Source organism: Rhodothermus bifroesti (assembly GCF_017908595.1).
GTDB lineage: Bacteria > Bacteroidota > Rhodothermia > Rhodothermales > Rhodothermaceae > Rhodothermus > Rhodothermus bifroesti.
This window is the reverse complement of the sequence record NZ_JAGKTL010000002.1, coordinates 266,517-292,325: the sequence shown is the minus strand read 5'-3', so window position 1 is coordinate 292,325 and position 25,809 is coordinate 266,517. Positions and strand designations below refer to the sequence as shown.

The window sequence follows — 25,809 nt, the reverse complement described above, 5'->3', positions numbered from 1 at the left end:
TTATTCCGGTCGCTTCCAATCGCTTAAATCCCACCCTAGTAGCCGCTCTAAGGCCTCAATCTCGGGGAGATAAATCTCCAAAAGCAGCCTGCGTGCTGCAGGCGACATCGGAGGACGATGTCGGTTTATGACTTCCAAGCGATGGCGCAACCACCGCCGGACTTCAGAAGGCACCACAGACCGAACTACCTTTTTAAGCCCCCGAGGTTGACCAAACACCTGCTGCAGCCAGCGCCAGCGGGGTACCCACGAAACATTATAACGCTGATCTACAGGAAGCTCGACCTCAGAATCTACCTTAAGAAAGCCCAGCAAATCCCGAACTACGCGCTCCGGATCATCCCGAAAATGCTCGTAGCGGATGATTTTCATGTTCTCGGGAGGAAAGTGCGTCATATAACGCATAAGCTGCTGGGCATAAAAGCCATGCCCAAGATAGTCCCACTTTCGCCACCAACGGGCACGCTCCCCACGGCGTTGGGCCTGAATCACCTGTTCAAAATCGGTACACGGCTCCCACCCATTGCCTACGTTATCTAAAAAATGCGAATAGGCGCGCTCAATAGGATTTCTAAGGATGGCAATGATCTTGGCATTTGGATTGTCTTGAGCTATACGCTCGGCCGCTATAGGGCTATAGAGATAAGCTGGAGAGGCTTCCCCTATAATCTGATCGGAAGCAGCATTTTCAAAAAGCTTACGATAGGTTGCTTTGTCTTTAATGATGCTTTGAATCAGTCGGGCCGCTCCTGGTCCTTCAAAGTCTTCAGGCCGCTCACCCTCATACGCATAATAGCGCGGCTCTTTTGTTTCAGGCAGAAAAATTTGTGGATGCGCCTTTAGATAAGCATATAAGGAAGTGGTACCTGCCTTAGCCGCTCCTACGATAAAAAAGTCAGGGACCCGCTCCATAGCACTCTTAGAGCTTCCAGTCTTCGTCGGCTTCATACTCCAGATGCGATACTAAGCCCGGATAGCGTGCCTTGAAGGCCTCAACCAGTGCTGGCGTAAAATGATTGCGCCAGTCCCCAGGCTGGCCTTTTCGGTAATGGCTCTTCGGATCTTCGGTGCCTTGCGGCCGGCGGGCTAAACGCACGAGCTCCTGGGCGTAAATCAGGCCCAGCAGCTTTTCGGCTGGGAGGGTGCGACGCGGCCAGCGACCCCACCCTCCCCAACGCCTCGTAAGCCGATTCCACACAAAACGCGGCGTATCGATAAGCTGCTGCCACCAAGGCCAGTCTTTTGAATCTAACAATCCCAAAAAAGAAAATATCTGCAGCATCGACTCATAAGGCCGCGCCGTTAACGTTTCAAACTTCAGCTCTAATACTTGGGGCAGACTATGGTATTTCCAGTTTGCGAGCGGTCGCAAGTATCGCTCACTCCATTCCAGCTCCGCCATCAACCCTTCTTCTTTTGAAAGCTGTCGCAGACGCTGCTGGTGCAAATAAGCTTCAGAACCCGGTTTAAACCAGTGACTGTTGCGGTGCGAGAAATAGGCAGATACCAAGATATCACGCGGATCCCGCACCACATGAACCCCTCGAAAATCGGTTATGCTAAGCACCTCGGTATATTCCGGATCAGCACAGCACAGAACCGGATAGCGTGTCTTGTGATAAAAAGCAGCAAAATCATTTCCCCATCGGGTACTCTTAAAAAAATAAACATAAGGCAACCCCATGAGCACGCAGGCTCGCTCTACAATAGAACAAAGCCACATCGAAGCACACTTATGACGAACGAAAAAAATAGACCGCATCATTGCTTACACATAACTTAAAAATTGCATAAAGTGGCCACACCCACTTTCTATACTTAAAATTTCGTTTTTAGAAAGAAAGTTTTGATATTCAGTTTTGGATTTATTTGTATGAATACCTCCTCCCTTCAATGCATTGAGATCTCCACGGCCCTTTCTACTTTTAGCACAAAGCATGGTATCTTCAAATTTAAGATCTAGATAATTACAAATCTTGGTTAATGTATTAGCTGGATCATCAATCAAATCTTCATATTTTACATAAAAAACATTACTTTGAAAAATCCATTGCACCAAGTCGTTCCAAGACTCTATAAACCTTGCGGTAACCTTTCCCTGCTTTTCAGGATGCCTGAGAATCAATGATTTCCAAACCTCTCGCGGATCTCTTATTATGGCTATTGTTAATACACCTTGCAGATGATTCCTTTTAAAAAAGTGATGATTACTCCAATGTCCGTGAGACTTACTATAGTAAATTTCTTTAAATCCAACCCATCTTTTTTCACTTTTCTGAACAAGGTTCCGGAGCAGTAATGCGGGATGTTTCTTCCATACAGTATAACCAGTGATATCATAAATTTCTTCTGTATAAACAAATCCATCGTATTTCCATTGATGAAAGGGCTCACTTAGGCAAATTATTTCAGAATGGGCATCCAAGAGGGAGCTCAATAAAGTGGTCCCGGATCGAGGAACGCCTACAACCTGAAATAACCGCTGACTTTTTCCACTTAATGGGAAGGCATTCCACAGATAATAACTGGACAGATATCTCCAGGCTTTGGATAGGCCTATCGTACCCAACAAGCGTCGCAAAGCGCGATAGGATATCGATCCCTTAGGCATAAGATCTTTTTAAGCTTGACCTTGCTTTTTAAGCAATTTGATATTGCAAATGGTAATATTTCCAAAAGTAGCCCCGCTGTACAAGCAGCGTTTCGAGCGTTCCTTGCTCCACAATACGGCCGGAATCGAGTACAACGATCCAGTCCGCGTTCTCAATGGTGGAAAGGCGATGAGCAATGAGGATCACCGTGCGCCCAGCCATTAGGCGCTCGAGGGCCTCCTGCACCTGGCGTTCGGAGACGCTATCAAGCGCGCTTGTAGCTTCGTCGAGCACGAGGATGTCGGGATCACGCAAAAGGGCTCGGGCAATCGTGATGCGCTGACGCTGGCCACCTGAAAGGCGTGCTCCGCGATCGCCCACAACGGTGTCAAAGCCTTGCGGAAGCTGCTCGATAAACTCCAAGGCATTGGCCTGTGCCGCTGCCCATCGGATACGTTCCTCGGGCACATTTTCTAAACCGTAGGCAATATTGGCCCGGATCGTATCGTGAAACAGGAAGGGGTCTTGGTCCACGATAGCAACCCGACGCCGCAGCGTGTCGAGCCGGTAGTGGCGCACGTCAAGGCCATCGTAGAGGACTTGCCCCTCGTCTGGATCATAAAGCCGAACAATCAGGTCGGCCAGGGTACTTTTGCCGGCTCCTGAAGCTCCAACCAGGGCAACGGTTTGGCCTTTGCGAATCTCTAGGCTAATGTTGTGCAGCACACGCTGCCCAGGTTCGTAGCCAAAGCTAACATTTCGGAGAGAAATAGCTTCTTTTAGCCCTTCAAAGGGGATGGTGCCGTCTGCGAGATAGGGTTTATCCTCTCGCCGCAGCACTTGGGCAATAGACCGCAACGCGCCACTTTGCTTAGCCCAGGTGGCCCTCAAGCTGTTTATCTGCTGCACTAGTGGCAGCATGCGAAAGAAGGCAAACAAAAAGGTGATGAGTACCGCTATGCCCATGCGTCCTGGGAGCACAAAAAACTGCACCGCCACAATGATTAGCCCAATTAATGCTGCCGAAGCTACGGCTTGCAGAAGTGGACCAATGAGGGATTCTCTACGGCTGGCGCGGATCATGATCTCGGCTGACTGCTGGCTGACTTGCCTGAAGCGGTCATATTCAAATGGCTCCGCGCCGTGTGCCAGTACGGTACGGATCCCCGTAATGAGCTCTTGGACCCTTGAAGTGATGCGCCGGTTAGCCTCCGTGATCGCGCTGCTTCGCCGTCTTAGATGTGTAAGTAGTAGCCGTACAATGCCAAACAGGACCAACACTAAGGCAATTGCAACCAGCGCCAGTGGCCAGGACAAGGCAAAAATTGCGCTGGCATACACTACCAGCAAAAACGTCTGGATCAGTATCGTGCTCGAAGTGCCAAAAAGAAAGCGAAGTCGCTGGATTTCTGAAGTCAGCACGTTCAGCAAGTCCCCTGCGCGGCGATTGGCATAAAAGCTTAGGGATACTGCCTGGAGCTGGGCTACCACTTCACAGCGCAGGCGATGCAGAATCGATTCTTGAAGTCGAATGCTACACTGATTGGCTAAATAACCCAGAAAGCCGCGTAGGAGAATAGCGCTTAGGATTAACGTAGAGAACCAGTAAAGCCGGGTTACAACCGGCGCATCGACCCGCAGCAGGTGCTGATCGACCCATGTCCAACCCGTGGCAAAGGCTTTCGCGTCCGGATTGGTTAGGCTATCCAGAAAGGGGACCAGCAATCCAAGCCCCACGCCTTCAAACGCTGCGCTCAAGCCCGTCAGTCCTACCGTAAGCGCAAACAAGCGTTTATGCATCCAGAGCTGGCGCAGAATGAGGCGCATTTCTTCGTCTGTGCGCCTAATTTGGCGACGCAGTGCGGTTTTCAGCAGCGTTTTCATCCCCTCAAAACTCTCGCCGAATGAGCAGATACAGCGTGAGCACCTGGAGCACTGTACGTGTAATTTCGAAAGCCGTACCCCATCCAAATCGGGCGCGCTGGCGGACTTCAACGACCAGGATGTCTCCTTCCTGTAGTGGAGGGTAGGGTCGCGATCCGCCCCCTACCAGATGCTCCAGCCGCTCCTGATAGATTTCTTGGCGATTGCCGCCAATATCCCGGAAAATACGCACCAGGTAGCGTTGACTGACCCCTTGGGGACTAGAACCTACGCCCGGGACCCGTGCTGCGGAAAGCAGCGAGATTAAATCGACTTCTCGCTCTACCCGCCAGATACCGGGTTGCCCAACAGCACCCCAGATGTACACGACCATTGTGGGTCGCCCTGGTCGGAAAAACTCGATTTCTAACGTCTGGCTACCACCAATGGGTTGCCCCTGTGCAACCCATACGAGTCCCCATCCCCACAAACACCACCATCCGAGTTTACGCAACATATGTTTTGAGCATACGAAGTTTAGTACATCGAACTAACCACCGGTCAGCTAGCCGCTGCTTCTCGGCTATAGTAGCCGTAGCCCTTATGATATCGGCTGCCATAGCCGTAACCATAGCCGTAGCTCTTGCGTTTGTCAGCCCGATACCGGTTAAAGATCACGCCAGCGAGGGTAACGTTAACGGCTTCTAGGGTCTGCCGAGCAATGTCCAAGGCTTTCAGGTCGGTGCGTCCAGCAGCGACCACCATCAGCGTAGCATCGCATTGCTGAGCCAGCAGCACAGGGTCAGTCACGGCTAGTACAGGTGGCGAGTCGACCACAATCACGTCGTAGGATTTGCCGAGTTGTTCCAGCAAACGGTGCATGCGTTCAGAGCCTAGGAGCTCGGCTGGGGGTTGGTCAAGCACGCCTGCCGGCAGGAAGTACAGATTAGGGATGTCGGTCGCCCAGGCTTCGGGTTCCAGACGTAGCTTACCCAGCAACAGTTCGGCAAGCCCGGGTCGGTCGGGGGCTCCTAATAAGTGGTGTGCCCTGGGGCGTCGCAGGTCGGCATCTATCAGGAGTGTACGCTGGCCGCTGTGGGCAGTAACAACGGCCAGGTTGACCGCAACTACAGTCTTACCATCACCCATTTCAGGGCTGGTGACCAGCCAGGTCGAGGCACGGCCTGCGGTACGGCTAAACTGCAAGTTGGTCCGAATCAGCCGAAAGTTTTCAGCAATCGGTGACCAAGGATCTAAGAGCGACACCAGTGTGGTGCTGCGCGTTTTGCCATCGACCTCTACTAGCTTGCGCCCACGAAAGTGCTTGCGGATGTAAGGCTCCATAGCCGGAATGACGCCCAGCAGCGTGTAGCCGTGCTCGCGCACCTGTTCCGGGTCATCAAGCTGCGTGTGCAACGCTTGGCGTAAGAAAGCCAGTCCCAGTCCTAAGCCCAATCCCAGCAGCAGCCCCAGCACGATGTTTTGTACCCGGTTGGGCTTGACTGGGAAGGTCGGCATAAATGCACTGCTGACGATCTTCACGTACCCTAGCTCTGACTGCTCGGCAATCATGATGCGCTGGAGCTCTTGCACAAATGTGGTGTACCACTGCTCTGCCATGGCGCGCCGCCGCTCGAGCTGTTCCAGTTCGATTTGCTGCCTTGGGATGCCGGCTAGGCGGTCGTCGTATTTAGCCAATTCTTGGTTGAAGGCTTCAATCTGGCGCTCCAACTCTTGAATAGCCAGTTGTTTTTCGATGCGGCGCGTGCGCAGCTGCTCTACGTAACTCAAGGGTTCACCGGGTGCCCCTTGATTGTCACGCCCCATCATTTCTTTAACAAGCTGGGCTTGCAGCTCTTGGCGCTGCTTTTCGAAGTGATCGATCTGGCGCACAATTTCGACAAGCTGCTGATCGCCCAATTTTTCTTCGTTGCCACGCAGCTTAGGATTAAACACATAGTACTGCTCGGCCTGCACCCGAAGCTCGGCAATTTTGCGTGAGAGCGCATCGATCTGCGCCTCTAGCGTCGAAACCTGGCGGCTTTTCACCAGCTCGTTTACGAGACCAGGTTCGAGCTTTTGCAGCTCACGCTCGATGAATTGCAAGGCCGAACGCTCTTGTTCGAGCTGAAAGCGGGCGGCATCGCGCTGCGCCTCGAGTTGTGCCACTTCCGCCACCAGGCGCTCGCCTTGAGGCCCTAGACGCACAACCTGACGGGAGCGAGCAAACGTTTCCCACTGTCGCTCTAGCCCTTCTAGTTCCTGTCGCCGCTGCTCGACCTGGTTTTCCACAAACGCACGTGCAGCAGCTAAGCTTTCACGGCTGCGCTCACGGCTGTACTTTTCGTATTCTTCGGCATACCGGTTGGCAATTACTGCAGCCTCTTCGGGCGTTGTACTTTCGGCCGTAATGACAATCATATCTTGATCCGAAAGCGGCTGAAAGCGCACCTGCATCTGCAGCCGCAGTGCGATCTCCCGAATTGACGGTTCGTGGCCGTCACGGTCGGGAGCTAAAATCGGAAAGCGGTCACGCGTGCCTGCGGCGTTAGCCGTCTCTAGGAGGGCGGTTGCCACGCGCGTAGCCAGCTCAGCTGAGTTGCGCAAAATGCCCAGCTCGTTCGAAAGCGCCCGCTGTTCGCCTAAGGTAAAGGCTGTTAACGTGGTTGGGGTATTGCTGCTACTGCGCGTATCGATAAACACGATGGCGCTTGACTCGTAAACGGGCGGCAAAGAGTAAGTATATATCGTGACCACACCTGCTACGATAAGCTTCGCTCGTAGAAGGGTATCGCTGCGAATCATATCCCTGATCTCCTTATTTAGCTGCGGTGCGCCTCTAGACTGCAATATACAACAAAATCTGAGCCGCTTCCCTGAACTTTTTGATTATGCAATCTTTGTGCCAGTCTTTTTATAACGGGTTGTCCAGGGGTATTCGGCAGCAGATGGTGGTGCCTTGTCCGGGCTGGGATTGAACATGCAGGGTACCTCCAATAGCATGGGCGCGATAGTACATGGTCTTCATGCCCAAAGAATCAGGTCGGGTTCTCTCTAAGGTAATGCCGCAGCCGTTGTCAGAAACGCAGAGTTCAATAGCATCTTCCCACTGGCGCAGCGAGATCACAATCTCAGAGGCCTGGCTATGTTTAAGGGCGTTATGCACAGCTTCCTGGGCAATCCGGTACAAGTGCAGTTTGATTTCCGGATCGCTGACATGCACGGCTTCATCGCTCTCAAATCGGCACCGAATCTGTCCCAAAGTATTGGTCGTGTACGCCAGTTCTTCAAGGGCTACCGTAAGGGCTTCATCGTACAGCTGCGCTGGCGTCAGTCCACGATAAATCCTGCGAATATCTTGCGCAGCCTCCTGTGCAAAATGGACCACCCTGCTCGCCAGCTCGGCCAGCTCATGCGATTCGGTGCGTAGGCGCTGTGCCAGATTCTCGCTAAGCATGCGCACGCTGGTCAGCAGCTGTCCCACCCCATCATGGAGCTCGCGCCCAATGGCCTGTTGCTGCTCTTCCAGCGCTTGGACCATGCGGCGTTCCAAAGTCGTGGCCTCGGTCACTTCAACACAACTGCCCCAGATGCGTACCAGTCGGTCACGCACAACCGTCCCCACAGCATTCACCACAAAGTACCGTTTGCCTTGGCGTCCCTTCACGGCATACTCCTCCCCATGAAGCCGATACTGCATTTGAATGAATTTGCGCAGGTAGTGCGGACGAAAGTAGTTCCGTAAGTCTTTTAAAGGCTTTCCGATAAGTGCTTCCGGCCGCTCTGCACCCAGCCACCGGGCCATCACTTCGTTACATTCTGCCAGGTATCCTTGCTCATATATATGGGCCAGCTGCAACTCAGGCAAGGTAGTCACTGCAACAGGTTGGCGCAGCTCAATACGCCAAATTCCTTCCGTAATCGTTGAGAAAAACGCACGATACCGCTCTTCTGCCTGGCGCCGTTCGGTCAGGTCGCGCAAGATCATCTGCACAGCTTGCTGTCCAGCCCATGGCACCGGCATGCCCATAAGCTCAACAAGCCGCGCTTCACCATCCATGCGAATAATTTCGCACTCCAGGGGTGACCTCAACGTGCCACTTTCGAGTTGCTGCAAATGCCGCTGGAGTAATTCGTATTGATCAGCCGAAATAAAATCGAGGAGCTCTCGACCAGAAATATCTTCCCCCTCCCCCAGTCCCAAAAGCCGACGCGCAGCAACGTTGAGGTATACAATTTTTCCGCGTACGGTAAGCACGATGGGCTCAGGATGCTCCTCCACCAAACGCCGCCAGCGCTCTTCACTATCACGCAAGGCGGCTTCAGCCGCCTGCCGGTCCAAGTACGTGGCCAACAACCCCCCAAGTACGCGCAACAGCCGCATCTCTTCTTCATGCTGCGGCGGCGTTTCTGCAAAGGCCAAAACCAAATAGCCATGCAACCGACCCTGAGCAGATAAAACCGGCACAACGATCAATTTTTCATCTAAAGGCCACGGCTCTTCGAATGGCCTCGCTGGCGTTTTCCTAGTAAAAAACTGCCGAAGCCGCGCCTCAAGCTCTCGCAACCAATGCGACGAGGGCTTACCCTGTCGCTGCCATACTACAGCGCTTGCTTCGGACTCAAGTTCAGTAAAGTAAATCGTTTCTGCGCCCGTAGCTTCCCCCAATAACCCCAGCACGACGTGCAGGTCAACCTTTCCAGAAGAAATCAGCAGCTGCGCCGCTTCTACAATAGCATGCTCAACGCGAAAGCGTCGCTGAGCTTCTTGCGACCGTGCACGCATAGCGTCTTCTGCCAAAGTCGCCACCATCGTTTGCGCCTTTCTGCCAAATAAGCGATGCCACACCGGTTCGTGCAATAGGAAGTCCATCCCTCACCCTGATCTTTTTTAGAGAAAGACACCATTGCCCCAGCTGCTGTAACTTAACCGAAATAAATTCGCACACCCATGCCTGTCTATCTGCGTCCAAGGGCAAAGCCGGGGTACATCGCCCCTATCGTCTAGACCAAAAAAAAAGGGCAGCCTTAGGCTGCCCCTACACCTGAAGGATCAGGGTCATCCGTTACAGAATAGATCGGAAGGTAGGTGGCAACGAAGAAACCCCATAAGTCGGAACTTCAGGCATCTCTGGCCCTTCTTCAGGCATCGTTTCGGTACCGCAGTATTTTTCAAACGCCTGGACCAGATCGGCAGCAATAGCGCTAGCACTACGCCCTTCAATATGTCGGCGCTCGAGTACGTAAACCGGCTCGCCGTACTTGAAGAGCGCAATAAACGGAGAAGAAGGAGGAATACCTGGTAAATACGAACGGGCTTGGGCCGTAGCCTCTAAGTCTTGCCCTGCAAATACCGTAACGTAGCGATCAGGCTGACGAACCGGAGCTTGCAGGGCCAGGGCCACAGCTGGACGCGCGTTGGCCGCAGCGCAACCGCACACCGAGTTAATTACCAGAAGCAGCGTACCTGCACGGGAGGCTTCAAATGCAGCATCTACAGCCGCGGCATCGCGTAACTCTTCCACCCCCAGACGCGTTAGCTCCTCGCGCATGGGGCGCACAAACTCTTCAGGATAGGGCATAGCACCAACCTCTTGGTTACGTTCACTGCGAAGCAAGGGATCGAACGAACAGCCTGCGCGATAGATCCACTTAGCGATGCGGCATGCGGGGTAGTTCCTGGGCCACGTCTTGGTCTTTAAGCTGCAACGCGGTTTCCGTATCTTCGGGCAGCAGCGCCCGAAGGCGCGCCTCAACCTGACGCAAATGGCTTTCCAACTGGCGAAGCTGCTGCTCCAGACCCTGAAGGCGGGCACGCGCTTTGCTTGCCAGTTCTTGTCGCAGCTCGCGGCCAGGTCGGGGTGCCATAAGTAAACCAAGCGCTAGCCCACCTGCAAACGCCACCACAGCTGCTGTTGTCAAACGCCAAACCATGCGCATAGCTTTTACTTTGTTAAGCTTCACAGGCTTTGTTCCAAGTATACCTAAAATGCAGGCTGGGTTCCGCTTCCTAGGCTTATGTCTTGCTTTACTTACAACGATAGGGTGTCGCACCAGCGGAGCACTCCTGGAGCCTTCCTCACAGGAGACTGCGCTGCAGCAGCGGCTTTGGGAAGCTGCAGCGCGTTGGGAAGGCACCCCACATCGCTGGGGGGGTATAGACCACCAAGGCATCGACTGCTCAGGCTTAGTAGTACGCATTTATCAAGAGGTCTTCGGCCTCACCTTGCCACGCACCACCGATGCCCAAGCCCGCCTAGGACAGCCTGTTTCCCTCCATGAACTCCAAGCAGGAGACCTGGTGTTTTTCCGCATCGACCCTAAAAACCGCCACGTTGGCATTTACTTGGGCGAAGGACTCTTTATCCATGCGGCTTCTTCCACAGGCGTTACGCGCTCGCGCCTGGCGGAACCCTACTGGCAACGCCATTACTGGATGGCACGGCGCCTACGATCCCAACAGCCTGAAACGGCAACCCCCATGCACACCCCATCAATTGGCTGGTAGTTGGGATCTCTTCAAGCAGGTATACGTTTATGTTTCAAACTGAAGTAGGATAGTACCCTTCGATAACAGATCGCCGCAGCCACTTAAGGCCGTGGCGTTCTCTTTTTTTCTGTGAATTCCTAAGATCGCTTCAACCCGACTGGAGCACCCATGCAGGATCCCAAGCCGGTTTACTTAACCAAAGAAGCACTGCAAAAGCTAAAAGAGGAGCTGCACTACCTACGCACCACCGAACGCGCACGCATTGCCAAGGCCATTGCCGAGGCCCGCGGCCACGGTGACCTATCGGAAAACGCCGAATACGACGCTGCCAAAGAAGCACAGAGCCACCTGGAAGCCCGTATTGCCCAAATCGAACAAACCATTGCCAACGCACGGATCGTCGACGAAAACAAAATCGACACCACTAAGGCGTACATCTTTTCGACTGTACGCGTCAAAAATCTAAAAACCGGTGATGAGCAGCTCTTTACACTGGTTTCACCGCAAGAGGTAGATCTGGCTGCCGGAAAAATTTCGGTCAACAGTCCCATCGGCAAGGGCCTATTGGGCCGATCCGTAGGGGATATTGTTGAGGTTAAAGTTCCCGCTGGGAAAATTCAGCTTCAGATTCTAGAAATCACCCGCTAAAGCCGGGCGCAATGCGCCGCCTGCTCAAACGCTTACTGCAGGGGGTGCTCCTGGCCATTGGCTTTTACTACGCAGGCTGCACGTTGGCCCTGGTAGCCTACCGATTTGTGTTTCCCCCAATCACAGGCGTGCAGGTGCAGCGCTGCATTGAAGCTTGGCTGAAGGGCACCTCCTGTCGTCGCGACTACCGGCCGCTGCCGCGACAGCGCATTGCCCTTCATTTGGCCCGCGCCGTTGTGGCAGCAGAAGACACGCGCTTTTATCAGCATGCTGGCTTCGACTGGGAGGCGCTCCGTGAGGCTTGGGAAACCAATCGCCAGCAGCAACGCATTCGTCGCGGCGGCTCGACAATCACGCAGCAGCTCGTCAAGAACCTGTTCATGACCACGCATCGGTCCTATGTACGCAAAGCCATGGAAGCCCCACTCACGCTACTGGCCGAGATCATCTTGCCCAAAGAGCGCATTCTGACACTCTACCTCAATGTGGTCGAGTGGGGACCTGGCATCTACGGGGCCGAGGCAGCCGCACAGTACCACTACGGCAAGCCAGCTGCACGACTTAGCCGCTACGAGGCAGCTGCACTGGCTGCTTGCTTACCCGATCCACGACGCCGACGCCCCCAACGCATGGGATGGTACACGCAGATCATCTTAGAGCGCATGGCCATCATGGGCTGGTAGGCTACCTCCGGCGAACATACACCCGAAACGCCGGCAACAGGTCACTGCTCGCTTCCAGTACATCACCATCTTCTACTGGAGCAACACCTTCGGGTGTACCTGTAAAAAGCAAATCGCCTGGCTGCAAGGTAAAGATTTCCGAGCAATAAGCTATCAACTGCTGCACCGAAAACACCATGTCGGCTGTGGACCCCTCCTGCCGCAAACGACCATTGACGCATAGCCGCAATTGGACCCGCTGTGGATCGGGTACCTCCGAAGCTGGCACAATAGGCCCTAACGGCGCAAAGGTATCAAAACCCTTCGACACCGCCCACGGATAGCCCCGCTGCCGCGCCTGTTGCTGCAAATCACGCGCAGTCATGTCTAACCCCAACGCATAGCCCGCTACATAATCCAGTGCTTTAGCTTCTGGAATAGATTTCCCTTCACGCCCAATCACCACCACAAGCTCCACTTCATGATGCACTTCACGTGACTGCGGCGGTAACCAAACCGTACCTTCAGGACCTACCAGCGCTGTCGAAGGCTTTAAAAAAAGCAGCGGCTCTTCCGGAACCGTGCTCTGCAGCTCAGCAGCATGACGCGCGTAGTTTTTGCCTACGCAGATAATTTTGCGCGGCACAAGACGCAAGCCGCTCTCCGGCAAAACAATCTCCATACGAGTTTTACAACTTTAGCTGGCAAAGAACGTTAAAGCGTCGTAACTTTAAAAGCTACGTTCTTTTTTCCGAACTATCCATGAACTCTCGCGTCGGTAGCCAGCCCGACGCCCCAAAGCAGAGGAATCCATGTACGCTATTGTTGACATTGCAGGCAAGCAATACCGCGTCGAAAAAGGCCAGTACCTCTACATCCCTTATCACGAGCAGGCGCAGCCGGAGCAAACGTTAACGTTTGATCGCGTCTTGCTCCTGGTAGATGGCGAGCAGGTGTATCTGGGCCGCCCGGTCGTTGAGGGCGCCCGTTTACAAACGCGCGTGCTGCAACACGTAAAAGCTGACAAAGTTTTGGTCTTTAAGAAAAAGCGGCGCAAACGCTATCGTGTTAAGCGCGGTCACCGCCAGCTTTACACCAAAGTCCTGGTCGAGGCGCTCGAGCTTCCCAAAGCGGCACAACCTCTTAGCGCCGCTATGACTGCAGCAGCCTAACGAAAACCCTTTAAACCGGAGACATTGCCATGGCGCATAAAAAAGGCATGGGGTCGACCCGGAACGGCCGTGACTCCAACCCAAAGATGCTTGGTGTAAAAGCCTTTGGGGGGCAGTTTGTCACGGCAGGCAGCATTTTGGTTCGTCAACGCGGAACCAAGTTTCATCCGGGTTTGAACGTGGGTCGAGGGGGTGACGACACGCTGTTTGCCAAAACAAGCGGCATCGTGCGCTTCTCACGCGGCCGCAACGACCGTTGCTTCGTCCACATCGACCCTGTCGAAGCTTAACCGTAGTCGCCCATAGGTCCTACGCCGACCGGAACCGTGCCCGGTCGGCCTTTTTTTTCTACCTGGTATTGCTTAGCCTACCACCTACCGCTGCCACAACGACCATCACAACCCTGCATGCACACACCGCAACGCCCGTTTTCGGCCGATTTAACAGGTAAAGTCGCTCTTGTCACTGGCGCCTCGCGTGGCATTGGACGTGCTATTGCCGAAGCTTACGCAGCTGCAGGCGCTCACGTAGTGCTGGCCGCTCGCAAGCCAGAAGGCTTGGAAGCAGTAGCCCAGGCGATTCGCGCCCAAGGCGGCCAAGCTTTACCCATAGCGGCCCATGTCGGCCATCCAGAAGCAGTGACGATGCTCGTCCAAAAGGCCGTCGAGCAGTTTGGCGGTATCGATATCTTGGTGAACAATGCCGCCACCAATCCTCACTTTGGGCCGCTCCTAGAGGCCGAACCCGCGCACTGGGACAAAACGTTTGAGGTGAACGTCAAGGGTTACGTTTACACAACCCGGGCCTGCTATCCCTACATGAAACAACGCGGCAAAGGCAAAATCATTAACATGGCTTCGATTGCCGGCCAGCGTCCTCTGCCTGGCATGGGCGTTTACTGCGTTACCAAAGCAGCTGTGCTGATGCTTACTGAAGTGCTGGCTGCCGAACTGGCCGCGGACAACATCCAAGTCAATGCTATTGTGCCCGGCTTTATACGTACCCAGTTTAGCCGCGTGCTTTGGGAGACGCCAGCGATCCATGAGGCCATCATCCGTCAAATCCCTCAGCACCGCATGGCCGAGCCTGAAGAACTGGTTGGCGCAGCGCTTTTTTTGGCCTCCAGTGCCTCCGACTATATGACGGGAGCAGCACTGACGCTCGACGGCGGCTTGCTTATTGGCTCGCCTGCGCTGCATGCGTTGTAAAGCACAGGTTTATCTTTTAATCATCCGGTATGTCTTCCGGATAGGGCCATATTGAAGTACGGCCAAGTACAGACCGTTGGCTAAGCCAGGTGCATGCCACACGCTTTCATAAACACCCGGCAAAAGCCAGGCCTCTTCGTAGAGGCATGCTACCTCACGCCCCAGCACATCGTACACCTTAAGCCGCACAAAGCCCGCCTGAGGCAAATACACCCGAAAGGTAGCATGCGACCCCAAAGGATTGGGATAAACCCATAGCTGCGGCGCTTCACCAACCAATGCAGTACCTTCCGCATTGGTAAGCACCCGTACCTTTCCTGTCGTCATGTTAATTAGTCCTTCGTAGGTGCGCGTCTGGGTCGCGGTAAAAACGGTCAGCCGAACCTGCCAGTAACTGGAATCCGACGAAGGCACGCGATTAGTGTAATAACCACCGCCCACAAGATGCACAACCAGGTTGCGTGTCGGCGTGTTGGGATCAAAGATCAATCCGAAGGTAGGGTCCTTTTGAATGGAGTCAGCCAGCACCTGCATCCCCCTCGCAAGAAGGTGGTCCAGTGCCCTATCACTATCAATAAACGGTTCAGGCACCGGTGGCAGGTACGCAAGCGCTTCTTCACGATACTCAGACACAACGATCCCTAAGGGATCAACCCGAACTTGCAGGCGCTTTGCCTGAGCAGGTGAAAAGAACGTGTAAATCCAGCTATACGCCTTCCCAGATCGCTGAGGGCTGTTGGTAGCCATTAAGCCGATGAGATACGCATCGCTGGCTACAGCTGCGGCTGCCTCGCGCGCCAGCGGAAGTTGCTCACGGGCTGTAGCCAGCCTAAAGGGATACACATGCAGCCTAACGTCAGAAACTGCATCTTGCAGGGTTATGGGGTCGGGCATGCCATCGCCATCGGCGTCGTAGTAACCTAAGGCCTCGATTTCAAGCTGGGCCAAACTGCGATAGCGCACTGCTACAGGCCAGTAGGTACCCGGCCGCAGGTAATCAACCTTATAAGCTCCTGTGTGTCCAACAAGTACGGTAGCTGCCGCTACATCCCAAGCCGCAATGGTCTGCGAGAAGTGGCGTAATAAAAACACAACCGTGAAGTCACTTTCCGCCTGTGGGACAAGGGCTTCGCGTTCAAACACCGGACGGCCCAGACCCGTCGCGATTGCTTGATCCAAAAGCAAGCGAAGCGTGCGCGCCTCCGCCTCAGACAACCCCATACGCTTAGCGCCCACCACTTCCACCATACCAGAAAGGTGTAACGTGCCCATCGCGGTGGCCGTGGTATAGCGCAGCACATAGGGCCTCGTCATAGCACGGCCGCGGGCATTGCGCACCGCAAAAACAAGCCATGTATAGTCCACCTCAGGCTCGTGCGTAATCGTGTACAGGACTTGATTGGGGCAAACCTGTCCTGTACCTACCGAGGGGCAATTGGTACGACTTGGCGTCTCTGGAATAAGGTCCACGCGGCGCACGCGCACAGCCCGCTGCGGAATAAACAGAAACGCTGTATTAAAGTCGGTCTGCTGCGAAACAGCATCGTTAAAAACGAACCGCACTACAGCTTCCCGTGCTACCGCAGCCGTGCCAGATGCTGGGTCAGAGCGCTCTACATAAAACGACTGCGCTGTTGCCGACGCTGCCCAAAGCCAAAAGCTCAGCCAAAATAGCCTTCGGTGCATGGTCAGGTGCTGTTATGGACTCGAACCTAAAAAAACAGCACCCAACGTACGCAATTACACGACGGTTTGGCGCAAAGCATTTGCGCCAAACCAAGAAGGGTTACTTATGGCCTGCCATAAACACGGTTTCCAGCTGTCCCTCTGGGGCATGCTCCAGACGTTCGGCTGGAAATTCGCGGTAAATGCGCCCGGCGTACTCAAAAGGCCCACAAGAGAAGTAGTAATCGTGCGATCCAGGTACGCGACAAAGCACCATGCCCTCCGGCCGTCCAAGCGTCTGGTAAAAGCGCTCGAAGCGATGTACAAACACCTCTACGCGACCTCTTCGCACATCCTCTTCGCTAAACTGGATGTGATACCAGTAACGCTTTACCTCCTGCGTTGACCCATGCCGCTCCAAATGGGCATGCTTCGGCGCAGACGTATCTGAACGTGCCATCCCCCTGATGCTTGGTTGCAGAAACTGTTCCTAGCTTTTAGGGGGATCGACCAAACATCAGAAAATTTAAGTGTTCAGAGAAAAACAAAAAAATCAACCGCCAATGGTGATCATTGGTCGATTTTTCCTCTGTGCGAGGTGGTGCATTCCGGCATGACGGGCATGCTTACGCCCGATAGCTGCACTAATTAAGGCTAAGAGTTCCGCATCGGTTGCACCTTGGCGCAAGGCATCCCGCAAGCTCACCTCAGCCTGCCCAAAGAGACAGACCTTTAAACTGCCATCGGCCGTGATGCGGAGCCGATTACAGCCTTCGCAAAACGGCTCAGTCATCGACGCGATGAACCCTAGCCATCCTTGATGGCCGGGGATCTGAAACAGCCGCGCTGTGCCATTCGGATCAACCCGCAAAGGCTTAAGCGAATAGTGGGCTTCGATTCGGGCGCGCATTTCAGCCGCCGAAACCAGTTGTCCAGCGCTCCAACCGTTGCCATCAAAAGGCATAAACTCAATAAACCGCACCTCAACAGGCCGGTCTTTCGTCCAGGCTGCAAAATCGAGCAACTCGTCGTCGTTAAACCCGCGCAGGACCACACAATTCACCTTGAGAGGACGGTAGCCATGGGCAAGCGCCAAATCAATCGCCTCAAGCACCTGGGCCAATCCCTTGCGGCGCGTTAGGATCTCAAAGCGATCAGGCCGTAGGGTATCCAGGCTGATATTCAGTTGCGTGAGACCAGCCGCTTTGAGGCGATCGAGCTTTTTTGCAAGAAGCAGCCCGTTAGTGGTCATGGCAATGGTTTTTAGGCCAGGCAAGCGGGCTAGTTTGGCCACAATGTGCTCAATACCCTTACGCAGCAGAGGCTCCCCACCTGTCAGCCGAATTTTGGTCACTCCCTGTGCCACAAACAACCGGGCTAGGCGAATGATTTCTTCGTCTGTAAGCAGGTGCTCGGGTGGCGTCCACGTCAGTCCTTCCTCTGGCATGCAATAGCGGCAGCGCAGGTTGCAATGCTCAATGAGCGAGATGCGCAGATAGGTGTGGCGCCGTCCGAAACCATCGGTAAGCACCTCGGTTGCTGCCCGCGCTGGATCATACGTCAAGCCAAAGTCCTCCGGCACTTGGGCCGGATCAACGGTGCGCTCAGGTGCGCCAGAAAGTACAGGCAGTGGCACCAACATGACCGTCTTTGTCAACCCATGTGGCGTGCATACCGCACGCCTTATTATTAAGTTCAATGCCGGCTATTGGAGGCAGCCGATGGGTCGGCGCGTGCAGTTTGTCCTTTGCGAAACACCGGCTCAAACTCCCGTAGCGGCATTCCTTCGGTTGTTGGAATGCGACGCCGGCTGTCGCGCTCAAGCACCAGTTCGTAGGCTACCCGGTCGCTGCGGTAAAACCGCTGCTGATAATAGACCACCTTCCCCCCTACAGTGTACGAAACCCGGTCGATACGCAGCAGAGCCGTGGCAGGCATGACCTCAAGATAGCGGGCCACTTCCGCATCCGCATTTACTGCCTCGATCCGATAGCGACCACGCACCACAGGAATATCCAGCGACTCCAAAATTCCGTAAATCGTCTCCTGCTCCAGCTTACGCCCTTCAAGAAACTGGGCATAAAAAGGTGACATCCACGTGCGGTCAAAGGCGATGGGCTCTTCGTTGCCCAGCCGCCTCCGGTCCAGGCGCACAACAAGCTGTCCTACAGGGATTTCCAGCTGGGCGGCAATTTCGGCCGAAGCCGGTTCAGGAGCAAAATGCAGAATTTCTGAGCGTGCTTGCAGTCCTGCCCGCGCCATGTCTTCGGCAAAGTCAGTCAGACGCACCAACCCTTGGTGAATTTTGGGATTCTGCACGAACGAGCCTAACCCTTGGCGACGATAGATGAGGCCTTCGTGCTCCAAGGTCTGAAGCGCGCGGCGTACTGTGATGCGGCTTACGCCGAAGCGTTCGCTTAGCTCATGCTCCGAGGGCAGGCGATCGTCAGGCTTATAGCGCCCCTTTTCGATCTGCTCGCGCAGCCAATCGCTGAGCTGCTCATGCCGAGGCCGACCCGGTCGCAACATAAATGACCTTTTTGCAGATCCCATTTGGGGCAATTTACAATCTAAAGATACGCTTTTACAAAATGCGGTGTCTGCGGCACCTTACGATAAACGATATGGGCCAATTTTTCATCCGCAAAAGCATCACAAGCATGTATCTTTGGGCGCGATTCAGATTGAAAGAAACAATCGTTGGTTCGTATGGAACAGACGTTAGCTATTCTCAAGCCCGACTGCGTCCGTCGTGGGCTCATTGGTGAAGTCATTCGTCGAATCGAAGCAGCCGGATTTCGCATCCGGGCCATGAAAATGGTGCATCTGACCAAAAAAGAAGCCGAAGGTTTTTATGCTGTACATCGAGGGAGGCCGTTTTTTGAAGAGCTCACCACATTCATGTCTAGTGGTCCGTGCGTTCCAATGGTGTTGGAAAAAGACAATGCTGTAGCCGACTTCCGCGCGCTTATTGGAGCTACCGATCCAGCCGAAGCAGCAGCAGGTACAATTCGCCGGGAGTTTGCAACCTCCAAAGGCCAAAACATCGTGCACGGCTCTGATTCCGTCGAAAATGCCCGTATGGAAATCAACTACTTTTTCCCGTCGATCGTGCTGGTGGATCGCAGCTAAGGTTCTGTTTTTAATAAGCTGCCTTACGGGATGCGGGCCTTCCGCCTCGCAAGTGCGCGTGCGCACCGGTGCCGAGGTGCTGGCAGCACGGCAGTTTGACGTGTTGCAAGGCAAACGCGTTGGCCTTATTGCCAACCATACCGCGCGCATCGACACCACCCATCTCATCGACCTCTTGGTGACTGCGCCAGGCGTTGAACTGGTCGCTCTTTTTGCGCCAGAACATGGCTTGCGCGGTACAGCTGCTGCTGGCGAAGAGATTCAAGATGGAAGAGACGTGCGCACGGGCCTACCGGTCTATAGTCTTTATGGGGCTGTGCACAAGCCCACGCCTGAAATGCTGGCCAACATCGAGGTGCTAGTATTCGACGTACAGGACGTGGGGGTGCGGTTTTATACCTATATCTCTACGCTAGGCTTAGCCATGCAGGCTGCTGCTGAAGCAGGCATTTCGTTTGTCGTGCTGGATCGCCCTAATCCCCTAGGGGGCGAAAACGTCTCTGGTTTTGTGCTTGAGCCTGAGCAGGCCTCATTTGTGGGCCTGTATCCCATCCCGATTATTTACGGCTTAACGATCGGCGAGCTGGCCCGGCTCATTCAAGGCGAACGCTTGCTGCCCGGACTTGAAAACCTCAAACTGACCGTGGTGCCGCTGGAAGGTTGGCGGCGATCTATGCAGTGGCCAGATACAGGAAGGCCCTGGATTCCTCCAAGTCCTAACTTGCCCACCTTTGACGCTGCGCTGGCCTATGCTGGCACGTGCTTTTTTGAGGCGGTTGCGGGAAGCGAGGGCCGCGGTACAGCGCTCCCTTTTTTGCAGATTGGAACGCCGTGGGTCGACCCGCAGGCACTGGCCGATACGCTGAATGCCCGCAGCCTGCCTGGCGTGCGCTTTTTGCCGGCAACTTTTACGCCGCAGCCGCGTCCCGGAGCTCCCCAGCCGCGCTACCAAGGACAAAGGCTCTACGGCGTACGCCTGGTGATCACCGATCGCCGGTCATTCCAGCCCGTAGAAACCGGCATCCATCTGCTGCATGCCTTTTACCACCAAACCCCACCTGCTCAGCAGGCGCGCTTTATCGAGCGTCCTCAGTGGCTGGCGCGCCTAGCAGGTACAGAACGCCTCTACACCCTACTTCAACAAGGCGCTTCGCCAGAAACGATCATTGCTGACTGGCACCAAGCCGTTACCGCTTTTCAGGAGCAACGCCGGCCCTACTTGCTTTATTGATCTGCAGCTGCCCGTGGCCGCCAGAGAATAGCATAAACCACTTCCAAATAGCCTCCTACGATGACTATAGGCGCTACTGTACGCGACCAAAAGCCGTCCAGCTCGTGTTCGATCGCCATAATGGCAAACCCGATGACAACCAGCGCAATGCCTACAAGCAGTAGGACATAGTTACGCCGCGCAAAAACCATCGGGCGCCCCGATGGGGCTGGCGTCGGTCGGCTCGCAACTTGCATGTGACGCCGAGAACGTGCCATAGGCCACCAAGCTTTAAAACAAAGGGCGAACCTAAGAGACTACTTTCAGGTTCCATCAGGCGTTGTCTTTGGATCTGGCAGGAGCTGTTGTTTCGCCATGCGGTCTGTTTTTGCTTTGGGCGTAGCGTTGTGCCTTGTCATCGTGATGCTGGGACTGCGCGCGCCGCTTTCTGTAGAGGAACGCTTAGACGCTGTACGCGCGCAGTTTACGGCCGATCAAACGTTTTGGGGCATTTACGTACAAGAGGTAGCCAGTGGTCGCGTACTGGCCGCACAGCATGCCCATCAAGGCTTGCTGCCCGCCTCAGTGCAAAAACTGCTGACAACCGCTGCAGCGCTCGACCTACTGGGACCGGAGTTTCGCTATCAGACGGTGCTCTACCTTAACGGAAGCATTGAAAGCGGAGTGCTGCGCGGCGACCTTATCTTGCGCGGCTCAGGCGATCCCACCTTTGGTAGCCCGTCTTGGGACGGGCCCGATCCCTTACGCCAATGGGCCCAGGCATTGGCCAAACAGGGCATCACCCGTATTCAGGGCCGCATTATCGGCGACGACAATGTGTTTGACAATCGGCCGTATGCCGATGGCTGGGATGTCGATTATCTTACCTCGCAGTTTACGCATGGGCTAGGCTTTGCTGTAAGTGGGCTTTCGTATCACGACAACTATGTCGTCGTGCGTGTCGCAGCCACGCAACCCGGGGCTCCGCCACGCGTGCGGCAGGAGCCTATGGCTTACCTTCACCTCGAAAACCGAGCTGTAACGGCCGCCCGGCGCTATGGCGAAGCACTACGCATGGAACGTGCCTTTGGCTCTGAATCGCTTCGGCTCTATGGAACGGTTCCGGTAGGATATCAAGGAACGTTAGAGTTACCGGTGGCCAACCCGACCCGCTATACCTTGGAAGCCTTTCGGCGGTATCTGGTGGCTGAAGGCATTAGGGTAGAAGCCGATCTGGTAGACGTCGATGATCTGCCGTCACCCCCTCGGTACGATCGCGCTCAACCGCTCCTAGTGCATACTTCAGCACCCCTAGAGGAAATCGTACAATTGATCAACCGCCGCAGTCATAACTTTTATGCCGAACAGCTCTTCCGCACCTTAAGTCCTGATGGTACTGCCGAAGGTGCTGCGCGCCGCATCCAGGCATTTTTGCGGCGTCAGGGCATCGATACGCAGGGCCTCAGCATTCGAGATGGGTCCGGCCTTTCTCGAAAGAACCTCGTCCCTCCTGTGGTCTTAGGAGAGTTGCTTCGTGCAATGCACCATCACCCGGCCCGGGAAGCGTTTTTGACCTCCCTGCCCCAGGGCGGTGAGCGACGATCCACCCTAGAAGGTCGGCTGCATAACGTGCCTGTGCGCGCCAAAACAGGTTCGCTGATGCATGTGCGCACGCTGTGTGGCTACACAACAACCGCCGATGGGCGTATGGTGGCCTTTGCCCTAATGGCCAATAACTACACGCTGCCTGCGCCTCGTGTGGTGCATGCTATTGATCAGATGGTGCGTGCGTTGCATGCCAGTCCTTAAGATACTATGGTCACGCTTTCGCCTCCCACGACGCTGCTGACACGCCTACTGCGGCTGAGCTTTATCGGCATAGGGGTTGTCCTTCTGCAATGGCTGCTGCTTAACCGCATGCGGCTCTGGGGAGCCTATCCGGATGGGGTATTGCTTTTTGTAGCCTATCTAGGCTTGTACTATGGAAGGCGTGCGGGATTAGCCGGAGGTTTTTTCAGTGGTTTACTGCTCGATGCGCTGCTCGACAGCTGGGGTCTGCACACATTCGTCAAAAGCTTTATAGGCTTTTTGGTTGGCGTTTTTGCAATCGAAGAACGCGAAAACCTGCGTCCTACCCTCAGTCAAGCGTTTCTTGGAGGGTTCGTACTGGCCTTAGTACACAACGGCCTATTGGTTGCCCTTCTGGCCCTGGCAGCTGAAACGCGCACGTCGTTTATGATCACAGCCCTTTGGCTGGGCAGTGCTGTCTACACGGCCTTCCTTAGCATGCTAGTGATCCTCTGGCGCACCCCTTAACGCATCTGTTCTAAAGCGCGCCGCAGGTCCGACACAATACCGGCTGCGGTGACCTGCGGTCCAGCGCCAGGGCCGCGGACCACGAGTGGTGTGCGACAATAGTACGCGGTTGTGTAAGCAATCAGGTTATCGGTACCCTGCAAGTTGTAAAATGGAGATTCAGGCCCAACGGCCTGCACCCCTACGCAAAGCCGGCCGTTTTCGATGCGTCCGATATAGTGCAGTCGGCGCCCTTCGCGACGCGCGGCTTCGACCTGATCTTTCCAATAGGTGTCGTAGGCACCCAGATGCTGCCAGAAGGCTTCCAGCGACACCTCGCGCAAAGCATCGGGCACCAGTGGGGCCACCTCCACATCGCTTCGCTCTACTTTCATGCCCAGCTCGCGCGCCAAAATAAGCAGCTTGCGGGCCACATCTTCACCCGAGAGGTCGTCCCGCGGATCAGGCTCTGTATATCCTGCCTGCCGAGCTTCCTGAAGGGCTTGAGAAAACGATACTCCTTGGGCCATTTGATTGAAAAGATAGGCCAACGTGCCCGAAAAGACTCCTTCAATCCGATGCACCTGGTCGCCGGCCAGAAGCAGATCCTGCAGTGTAGAAATCACAGGTAGGCCAGCACCAACCGTGGTTTCATAGCGGTAGGGGATGCGCCGCTCACGGACGATTTCGCGTAACTGCTGATAGAAGTCGTACCCAAGCGTATTGGCGCGCTTGTTGGGCGTTACAATAGCCACCCCGGCCGAGAGGAGTTCAGGATAACGCCGGGCAATTTCTTCCGAGGCCGTAGCGTCGATCACCACAAGTCGGCGTGGACGTTCGCTGGTCAGAAGATGAATCAGTCGGTCAAGGTTCATGGGTTCGCCCTCAGTGCGCAGTCGCTCTCGGGCCTGACTCCAGGGCACGCCTGCAGGCTGCCAAAGCATGCGTTCAAGCGTGGCCAGTCCAGCTAGCTTTAGCTCAAGCCCTTCCTGCGTGCGTAGGTAGTCCACCTGCCGGGCCAGCATGTCTAGCAGGGCACTGCCAATCACGCCAGCCCCAATTAAAAACAGGTGGGCCCGCATCGTGCGCAGGATAAACGTTTCGTGTAGGGCTTGCACCGCTCGCTGCGCGTCGTGCTGCGCCACAACAGCCGAAATGTTTGTTTCAGCTGCTCCCTGAGCGATAGCCAACACATTCACATTGGCTTGGCCAAGTGCCGAAAACATACGTCCGGCCAGTCCAGGCTGATGGCGCATGCGGTCCCCTACTGCCGAAACAATCGAGCAAGCTGGCACCTCGTAGATCCGGCTAATGCGACCTGTTTCAAGCTCATAAGTAAACGTGCGTCGCAGCGTTTCTAAAGCAATTCCTGCATCGGCAGCCCGCACGCCCAAGCAGAGGCTTTGCTCACTAGAGGCTTGCGAGATCAAAAACACGTTGATCTTGTGTTCGGTAAGGGCTGCAAATGTCCGTGCCGCAATCCCAGGTGCCCCAATCATGCCTGTGCCTTCCAGCATCAACACCGCTACGTCCTTTATGGCTGTAATTGCACGCACGTGCCCTGGGGGTGGTGGGGCCTCAGCCGTAATCAATGTACCCGGGGATTCAGGATTGAACGTGTTTTTGATGCGTAAAGGGATCTGCAATGCCTGCAGCGGTCGCATCGTACGGGGATGGAGCACCTTGGCACCAAAATAAGCCATCTCGGCAGCCTCGCGATAGCTAAGATGGGGCAGCACGAAAGCTTCGGGTACCAGACGTGGATCAGCCGAAAGCACTCCATCTACGTCGGTCCAAATCACCACAAGCTCTGCTCCTAAAGCGCCCCCCAGAATAGTGGCCGTATAATCACTGCCCGATCGACCCAGTGTAGTGGTGACCCCTTCTGAGGTAGCGCCAATGAAGCCGGTTACTACAGCGATATGGTCTTCGGGAAGAGCAGCCAACCGCTCCCGAATAAGCCGATTGGTCGCTTCAAAATCAACGTTCGCTTCTCCAAACGTATCATCGGTGCGGATGAGTTCTGTTGCTTCAAGCGCAACCGCCGGCATGCCCGCTGACCGAAAAGCAGCAGCCACAAGCGGTGTAGAAAGCCGCTCACCAAAGCTGATAATCGCATCCCGCGTTCGGGGAGTGCATTCACGCAAAAGATACAACCCATCGAGCAGTTCGGTAAGTGCTTGCCAATGGGCTTGAAGTTGCGCTTCTAAGGCAGGCCGTTCGGCCGCAGACACCAAGGCTTCTAGCACTTCTTGGTGACGTTGGCGTAACCCTTCTACCATGGTGCGATGAGCGCCCGTGCGTGCCACAGCCGCCTCAATACATGAGAGAAGCTGGTCGGTTACCCCACCCAATGCCGAAACCACGACCACAAGGCGTACTGTACTAGGCTCAGCCTGCAGGAGGGAAACAACCCTGCGAATACGTTCTGCATTCGCAACCGAGGTGCCCCCAAACTTGTGCACCCGAACCGGACGTGCCAAAGCCATCTTAGGTGCGCTGCCTATAGGTTATGGTGCAAAATCGTAAGCCTGGAATTTACAACAAAAGCAGCGCTTTGCCGTTTAAAAGGCGTATTAAATCGCTGAAAGCGCTTCAATTCAAGGCCTAGTGAAAACCACGATGGTTTTTGCTAGAGCCGTTGACGCACGTGGAGCTTTTTTTGTAAGATTGCGTTCCACGAAACGGTTCGGGGCCATAGCTCAGTTGGTAGAGCGCTACAATGGCATTGTAGAGGTCGCCGGTTCGAATCCGGCTGGCTCCACAAAGGCGCTGGTCTAGGCTAGCGCCTTTTTTTATGGCGCAACGCAAGTCCTTACGCATTTTTCGTACGCTTCTAACGAACGAGACTGGTAGCTTGGCCACTTACGGCG

26 protein-coding genes and 1 tRNA gene are annotated in these 25,809 nt (G+C 54.8%); 11 read left to right on the top strand and 16 right to left on the bottom strand.

The features are described from left to right. From J8E65_RS05020 to J8E65_RS04980, 9 genes are all read right to left on the bottom strand, one after another. Window positions 1-912: a sulfotransferase family protein gene (locus J8E65_RS05020; protein WP_210374304.1), complete on the bottom strand. Its 912-nt coding sequence runs from the start codon at window positions 910-912 to the stop codon at window positions 1-3. A gap of 7 nt (window positions 913-919) precedes the next feature. Next, window positions 920-1,765, bottom strand: coding sequence for a sulfotransferase domain-containing protein (locus J8E65_RS05015; RefSeq protein ID WP_210374302.1), 846 nt, complete (start codon window positions 1,763-1,765; stop codon window positions 920-922). A gap of 3 nt (window positions 1,766-1,768) precedes the next feature. Beyond that, window positions 1,769-2,611, bottom strand: coding sequence for a sulfotransferase family protein (locus J8E65_RS05010; RefSeq protein WP_210374300.1), 843 nt, complete (start codon window positions 2,609-2,611; stop codon window positions 1,769-1,771). A 28-nt stretch (window positions 2,612-2,639) separates the two neighbouring features. After that, window positions 2,640-4,475, bottom strand: a complete 1,836-nt coding sequence (gene hepA, locus J8E65_RS05005; protein ID WP_210374299.1) for a heterocyst formation ABC transporter subunit HepA — start codon at window positions 4,473-4,475, stop codon at window positions 2,640-2,642. Window positions 4,476-4,479: 4 nt separating this feature from the next. Continuing rightward, window positions 4,480-4,971: a polysaccharide biosynthesis/export family protein gene (locus tag J8E65_RS05000; protein WP_210374297.1), complete on the bottom strand. Its 492-nt coding sequence runs from the start codon at window positions 4,969-4,971 to the stop codon at window positions 4,480-4,482. Between the two features lie 44 nt (window positions 4,972-5,015). Then, window positions 5,016-7,259 carry a polysaccharide biosynthesis tyrosine autokinase gene (locus tag J8E65_RS04995; protein WP_210374296.1) on the bottom strand — a complete coding sequence of 748 codons (2,244 nt, stop codon included), beginning with the start codon at window positions 7,257-7,259 and terminating at the stop codon, window positions 5,016-5,018. 109 nt (window positions 7,260-7,368) lie between these two features. Next, on the bottom strand, window positions 7,369-9,240 hold the full coding sequence (locus tag J8E65_RS04990) for a PAS domain-containing sensor histidine kinase (protein ID WP_237181674.1): 1,872 nt from the start codon (window positions 9,238-9,240) through the stop codon (window positions 7,369-7,371). Window positions 9,241-9,520: 280 nt separating this feature from the next. After that, window positions 9,521-10,036 (bottom strand): BrxA/BrxB family bacilliredoxin, encoded by a 516-nt coding sequence (locus J8E65_RS04985; protein WP_210374295.1) that lies wholly within the window; start codon window positions 10,034-10,036, stop codon window positions 9,521-9,523. Between the two features lie 70 nt (window positions 10,037-10,106). Beyond that, window positions 10,107-10,394: a YtxH domain-containing protein gene (locus J8E65_RS04980; protein ID WP_210374294.1), complete on the bottom strand. Its 288-nt coding sequence runs from the start codon at window positions 10,392-10,394 to the stop codon at window positions 10,107-10,109. Window positions 10,395-10,443: 49 nt separating this feature from the next. Between J8E65_RS04980 and J8E65_RS04975 the strand changes: the two genes are divergently transcribed. The 3 genes from J8E65_RS04975 (at window position 10,444) to mtgA (ending at window position 12,275) form a co-directional block, all read left to right on the top strand. After that, the gene (locus tag J8E65_RS04975; protein WP_210374293.1) at window positions 10,444-10,962 is read left to right on the top strand and encodes a C40 family peptidase; all 519 of its coding nucleotides are present in this window, start codon (window positions 10,444-10,446) and stop codon (window positions 10,960-10,962) included. Window positions 10,963-11,112: 150 nt separating this feature from the next. Next, window positions 11,113-11,592 carry a transcription elongation factor GreA gene (gene greA, locus J8E65_RS04970; protein WP_210374292.1) on the top strand — a complete coding sequence of 160 codons (480 nt, stop codon included), beginning with the start codon at window positions 11,113-11,115 and terminating at the stop codon, window positions 11,590-11,592. A gap of 11 nt (window positions 11,593-11,603) precedes the next feature. After that, entirely contained in the window at window positions 11,604-12,275 is a 672-nt protein-coding gene (gene mtgA / locus J8E65_RS04965) for a monofunctional biosynthetic peptidoglycan transglycosylase (protein WP_210374291.1), read from the top strand. Between the two features lies 1 nt (window position 12,276). Here mtgA and J8E65_RS04960 read toward each other — a convergent pair whose 3' ends face one another. Continuing rightward, complete coding sequence (locus J8E65_RS04960; protein ID WP_210374290.1) at window positions 12,277-12,936, bottom strand: fumarylacetoacetate hydrolase family protein; 660 nt, start codon at window positions 12,934-12,936, stop codon at window positions 12,277-12,279. Between the two features lie 130 nt (window positions 12,937-13,066). On the opposite strand from J8E65_RS04960, the gene rplU reads away from it, so the two are divergent. From rplU to J8E65_RS04945, 3 genes are all read left to right on the top strand, one after another. Further along, on the top strand, window positions 13,067-13,426 hold the full coding sequence (gene rplU, locus J8E65_RS04955) for a 50S ribosomal protein L21 (protein ID WP_210374289.1): 360 nt from the start codon (window positions 13,067-13,069) through the stop codon (window positions 13,424-13,426). A 29-nt stretch (window positions 13,427-13,455) separates the two neighbouring features. Beyond that, window positions 13,456-13,716: a 50S ribosomal protein L27 gene (rpmA, locus tag J8E65_RS04950; RefSeq protein ID WP_210374288.1), complete on the top strand. Its 261-nt coding sequence runs from the start codon at window positions 13,456-13,458 to the stop codon at window positions 13,714-13,716. 117 nt (window positions 13,717-13,833) lie between these two features. Beyond that, window positions 13,834-14,634, top strand: a complete 801-nt coding sequence (locus J8E65_RS04945; RefSeq protein WP_210374287.1) for a glucose 1-dehydrogenase — start codon at window positions 13,834-13,836, stop codon at window positions 14,632-14,634. Between the two features lie 9 nt (window positions 14,635-14,643). On the opposite strand, the gene J8E65_RS04940 is transcribed toward J8E65_RS04945, so the two are convergent. The 4 genes from J8E65_RS04940 to J8E65_RS04925 form a co-directional block, all read right to left on the bottom strand. After that, the gene (locus J8E65_RS04940; protein WP_210374286.1) at window positions 14,644-16,320 is read right to left on the bottom strand and encodes a T9SS type A sorting domain-containing protein; all 1,677 of its coding nucleotides are present in this window, start codon (window positions 16,318-16,320) and stop codon (window positions 14,644-14,646) included. Window positions 16,321-16,420: 100 nt separating this feature from the next. After that, entirely contained in the window at window positions 16,421-16,759 is a 339-nt protein-coding gene (locus J8E65_RS04935) for a hypothetical protein (protein ID WP_237181673.1), read from the bottom strand. A 93-nt stretch (window positions 16,760-16,852) separates the two neighbouring features. Continuing rightward, window positions 16,853-17,941, bottom strand: coding sequence for a GTP 3',8-cyclase MoaA (gene moaA / locus J8E65_RS04930; RefSeq protein WP_210374285.1), 1,089 nt, complete (start codon window positions 17,939-17,941; stop codon window positions 16,853-16,855). A gap of 53 nt (window positions 17,942-17,994) precedes the next feature. Next, complete coding sequence (locus J8E65_RS04925; RefSeq protein WP_210374284.1) at window positions 17,995-18,828, bottom strand: GntR family transcriptional regulator; 834 nt, start codon at window positions 18,826-18,828, stop codon at window positions 17,995-17,997. 180 nt (window positions 18,829-19,008) lie between these two features. On the opposite strand from J8E65_RS04925, the gene ndk reads away from it, so the two are divergent. Both ndk and J8E65_RS04915 read left to right on the top strand, forming a co-directional pair. Beyond that, window positions 19,009-19,431 carry a nucleoside-diphosphate kinase gene (gene ndk, locus J8E65_RS04920; protein WP_210374283.1) on the top strand — a complete coding sequence of 141 codons (423 nt, stop codon included), beginning with the start codon at window positions 19,009-19,011 and terminating at the stop codon, window positions 19,429-19,431. A gap of 58 nt (window positions 19,432-19,489) precedes the next feature. Continuing rightward, complete coding sequence (locus J8E65_RS04915; RefSeq protein WP_341481742.1) at window positions 19,490-20,662, top strand: exo-beta-N-acetylmuramidase NamZ family protein; 1,173 nt, start codon at window positions 19,490-19,492, stop codon at window positions 20,660-20,662. On the opposite strand, the gene J8E65_RS04910 is transcribed toward J8E65_RS04915, so the two are convergent. Then, on the bottom strand, window positions 20,656-20,919 hold the full coding sequence (locus J8E65_RS04910) for a DUF3098 domain-containing protein (protein WP_237181672.1): 264 nt from the start codon (window positions 20,917-20,919) through the stop codon (window positions 20,656-20,658). The two genes, J8E65_RS04915 and J8E65_RS04910, sit on opposite strands and share 7 nt — an antisense overlap. 97 nt (window positions 20,920-21,016) lie before the next feature. On the opposite strand from J8E65_RS04910, the gene dacB reads away from it, so the two are divergent. Both dacB and mreD read left to right on the top strand, forming a co-directional pair. Further along, window positions 21,017-22,450, top strand: a complete 1,434-nt coding sequence (gene dacB, locus J8E65_RS04905) for a D-alanyl-D-alanine carboxypeptidase/D-alanyl-D-alanine endopeptidase (protein WP_210374281.1) — start codon at window positions 21,017-21,019, stop codon at window positions 22,448-22,450. 6 nt (window positions 22,451-22,456) lie between these two features. Further along, window positions 22,457-22,957 carry a rod shape-determining protein MreD gene (mreD, locus tag J8E65_RS04900; protein WP_210374280.1) on the top strand — a complete coding sequence of 167 codons (501 nt, stop codon included), beginning with the start codon at window positions 22,457-22,459 and terminating at the stop codon, window positions 22,955-22,957. On the opposite strand, the gene thrA is transcribed toward mreD, so the two are convergent. Next, window positions 22,954-25,425 (bottom strand): bifunctional aspartate kinase/homoserine dehydrogenase I, encoded by a 2,472-nt coding sequence (gene thrA / locus J8E65_RS04895; RefSeq protein WP_210374279.1) that lies wholly within the window; start codon window positions 25,423-25,425, stop codon window positions 22,954-22,956. The genes mreD and thrA overlap by 4 nt on opposite strands. A 202-nt stretch (window positions 25,426-25,627) precedes the next feature. Between thrA and J8E65_RS04890 the strand changes: the two genes are divergently transcribed. Beyond that, window positions 25,628-25,700, top strand: a tRNA-Ala gene (locus J8E65_RS04890). Window positions 25,701-25,809 lie beyond the last annotated feature (109 nt).

Coding starts and splice junctions, on each gene's coding strand:
- J8E65_RS05020 (WP_210374304.1), bottom strand. CDS start 912: ATGGAGCGGGTCCCTGACTTTTTTATCGTAGGAGCGGCTAAGGCAGGT.
- J8E65_RS05015 (WP_210374302.1), bottom strand. CDS start 1,765: ATGATGCGGTCTATTTTTTTCGTTCGTCATAAGTGTGCTTCGATGTGG.
- J8E65_RS05010 (WP_210374300.1), bottom strand. CDS start 2,611: ATGCCTAAGGGATCGATATCCTATCGCGCTTTGCGACGCTTGTTGGGT.
- hepA (WP_210374299.1), bottom strand. CDS start 4,475: ATGAAAACGCTGCTGAAAACCGCACTGCGTCGCCAAATTAGGCGCACA.
- J8E65_RS05000 (WP_210374297.1), bottom strand. CDS start 4,971: ATGTTGCGTAAACTCGGATGGTGGTGTTTGTGGGGATGGGGACTCGTA.
- J8E65_RS04995 (WP_210374296.1), bottom strand. CDS start 7,259: ATGATTCGCAGCGATACCCTTCTACGAGCGAAGCTTATCGTAGCAGGT.
- J8E65_RS04990 (WP_237181674.1), bottom strand. CDS start 9,240: ATGCGTGCACGGTCGCAAGAAGCTCAGCGACGCTTTCGCGTTGAGCAT.
- J8E65_RS04985 (WP_210374295.1), bottom strand. CDS start 10,036: ATGCCCTATCCTGAAGAGTTTGTGCGCCCCATGCGCGAGGAGCTAACG.
- J8E65_RS04980 (WP_210374294.1), bottom strand. CDS start 10,394: ATGCGCATGGTTTGGCGTTTGACAACAGCAGCTGTGGTGGCGTTTGCA.
- J8E65_RS04975 (WP_210374293.1), top strand. CDS start 10,444: ATGCAGGCTGGGTTCCGCTTCCTAGGCTTATGTCTTGCTTTACTTACA.
- greA (WP_210374292.1), top strand. CDS start 11,113: ATGCAGGATCCCAAGCCGGTTTACTTAACCAAAGAAGCACTGCAAAAG.
- mtgA (WP_210374291.1), top strand. CDS start 11,604: ATGCGCCGCCTGCTCAAACGCTTACTGCAGGGGGTGCTCCTGGCCATT.
- J8E65_RS04960 (WP_210374290.1), bottom strand. CDS start 12,936: ATGGAGATTGTTTTGCCGGAGAGCGGCTTGCGTCTTGTGCCGCGCAAA.
- rplU (WP_210374289.1), top strand. CDS start 13,067: ATGTACGCTATTGTTGACATTGCAGGCAAGCAATACCGCGTCGAAAAA.
- rpmA (WP_210374288.1), top strand. CDS start 13,456: ATGGCGCATAAAAAAGGCATGGGGTCGACCCGGAACGGCCGTGACTCC.
- J8E65_RS04945 (WP_210374287.1), top strand. CDS start 13,834: ATGCACACACCGCAACGCCCGTTTTCGGCCGATTTAACAGGTAAAGTC.
- J8E65_RS04940 (WP_210374286.1), bottom strand. CDS start 16,320: ATGCACCGAAGGCTATTTTGGCTGAGCTTTTGGCTTTGGGCAGCGTCG.
- J8E65_RS04935 (WP_237181673.1), bottom strand. CDS start 16,759: ATGGCACGTTCAGATACGTCTGCGCCGAAGCATGCCCATTTGGAGCGG.
- moaA (WP_210374285.1), bottom strand. CDS start 17,941: ATGTTGGTGCCACTGCCTGTACTTTCTGGCGCACCTGAGCGCACCGTT.
- J8E65_RS04925 (WP_210374284.1), bottom strand. CDS start 18,828: ATGTTGCGACCGGGTCGGCCTCGGCATGAGCAGCTCAGCGATTGGCTG.
- ndk (WP_210374283.1), top strand. CDS start 19,009: ATGGAACAGACGTTAGCTATTCTCAAGCCCGACTGCGTCCGTCGTGGG.
- J8E65_RS04910 (WP_237181672.1), bottom strand. CDS start 20,919: ATGGCACGTTCTCGGCGTCACATGCAAGTTGCGAGCCGACCGACGCCA.
- dacB (WP_210374281.1), top strand. CDS start 21,017: ATGCGGTCTGTTTTTGCTTTGGGCGTAGCGTTGTGCCTTGTCATCGTG.
- mreD (WP_210374280.1), top strand. CDS start 22,457: ATGGTCACGCTTTCGCCTCCCACGACGCTGCTGACACGCCTACTGCGG.
- thrA (WP_210374279.1), bottom strand. CDS start 25,425: ATGGCTTTGGCACGTCCGGTTCGGGTGCACAAGTTTGGGGGCACCTCG.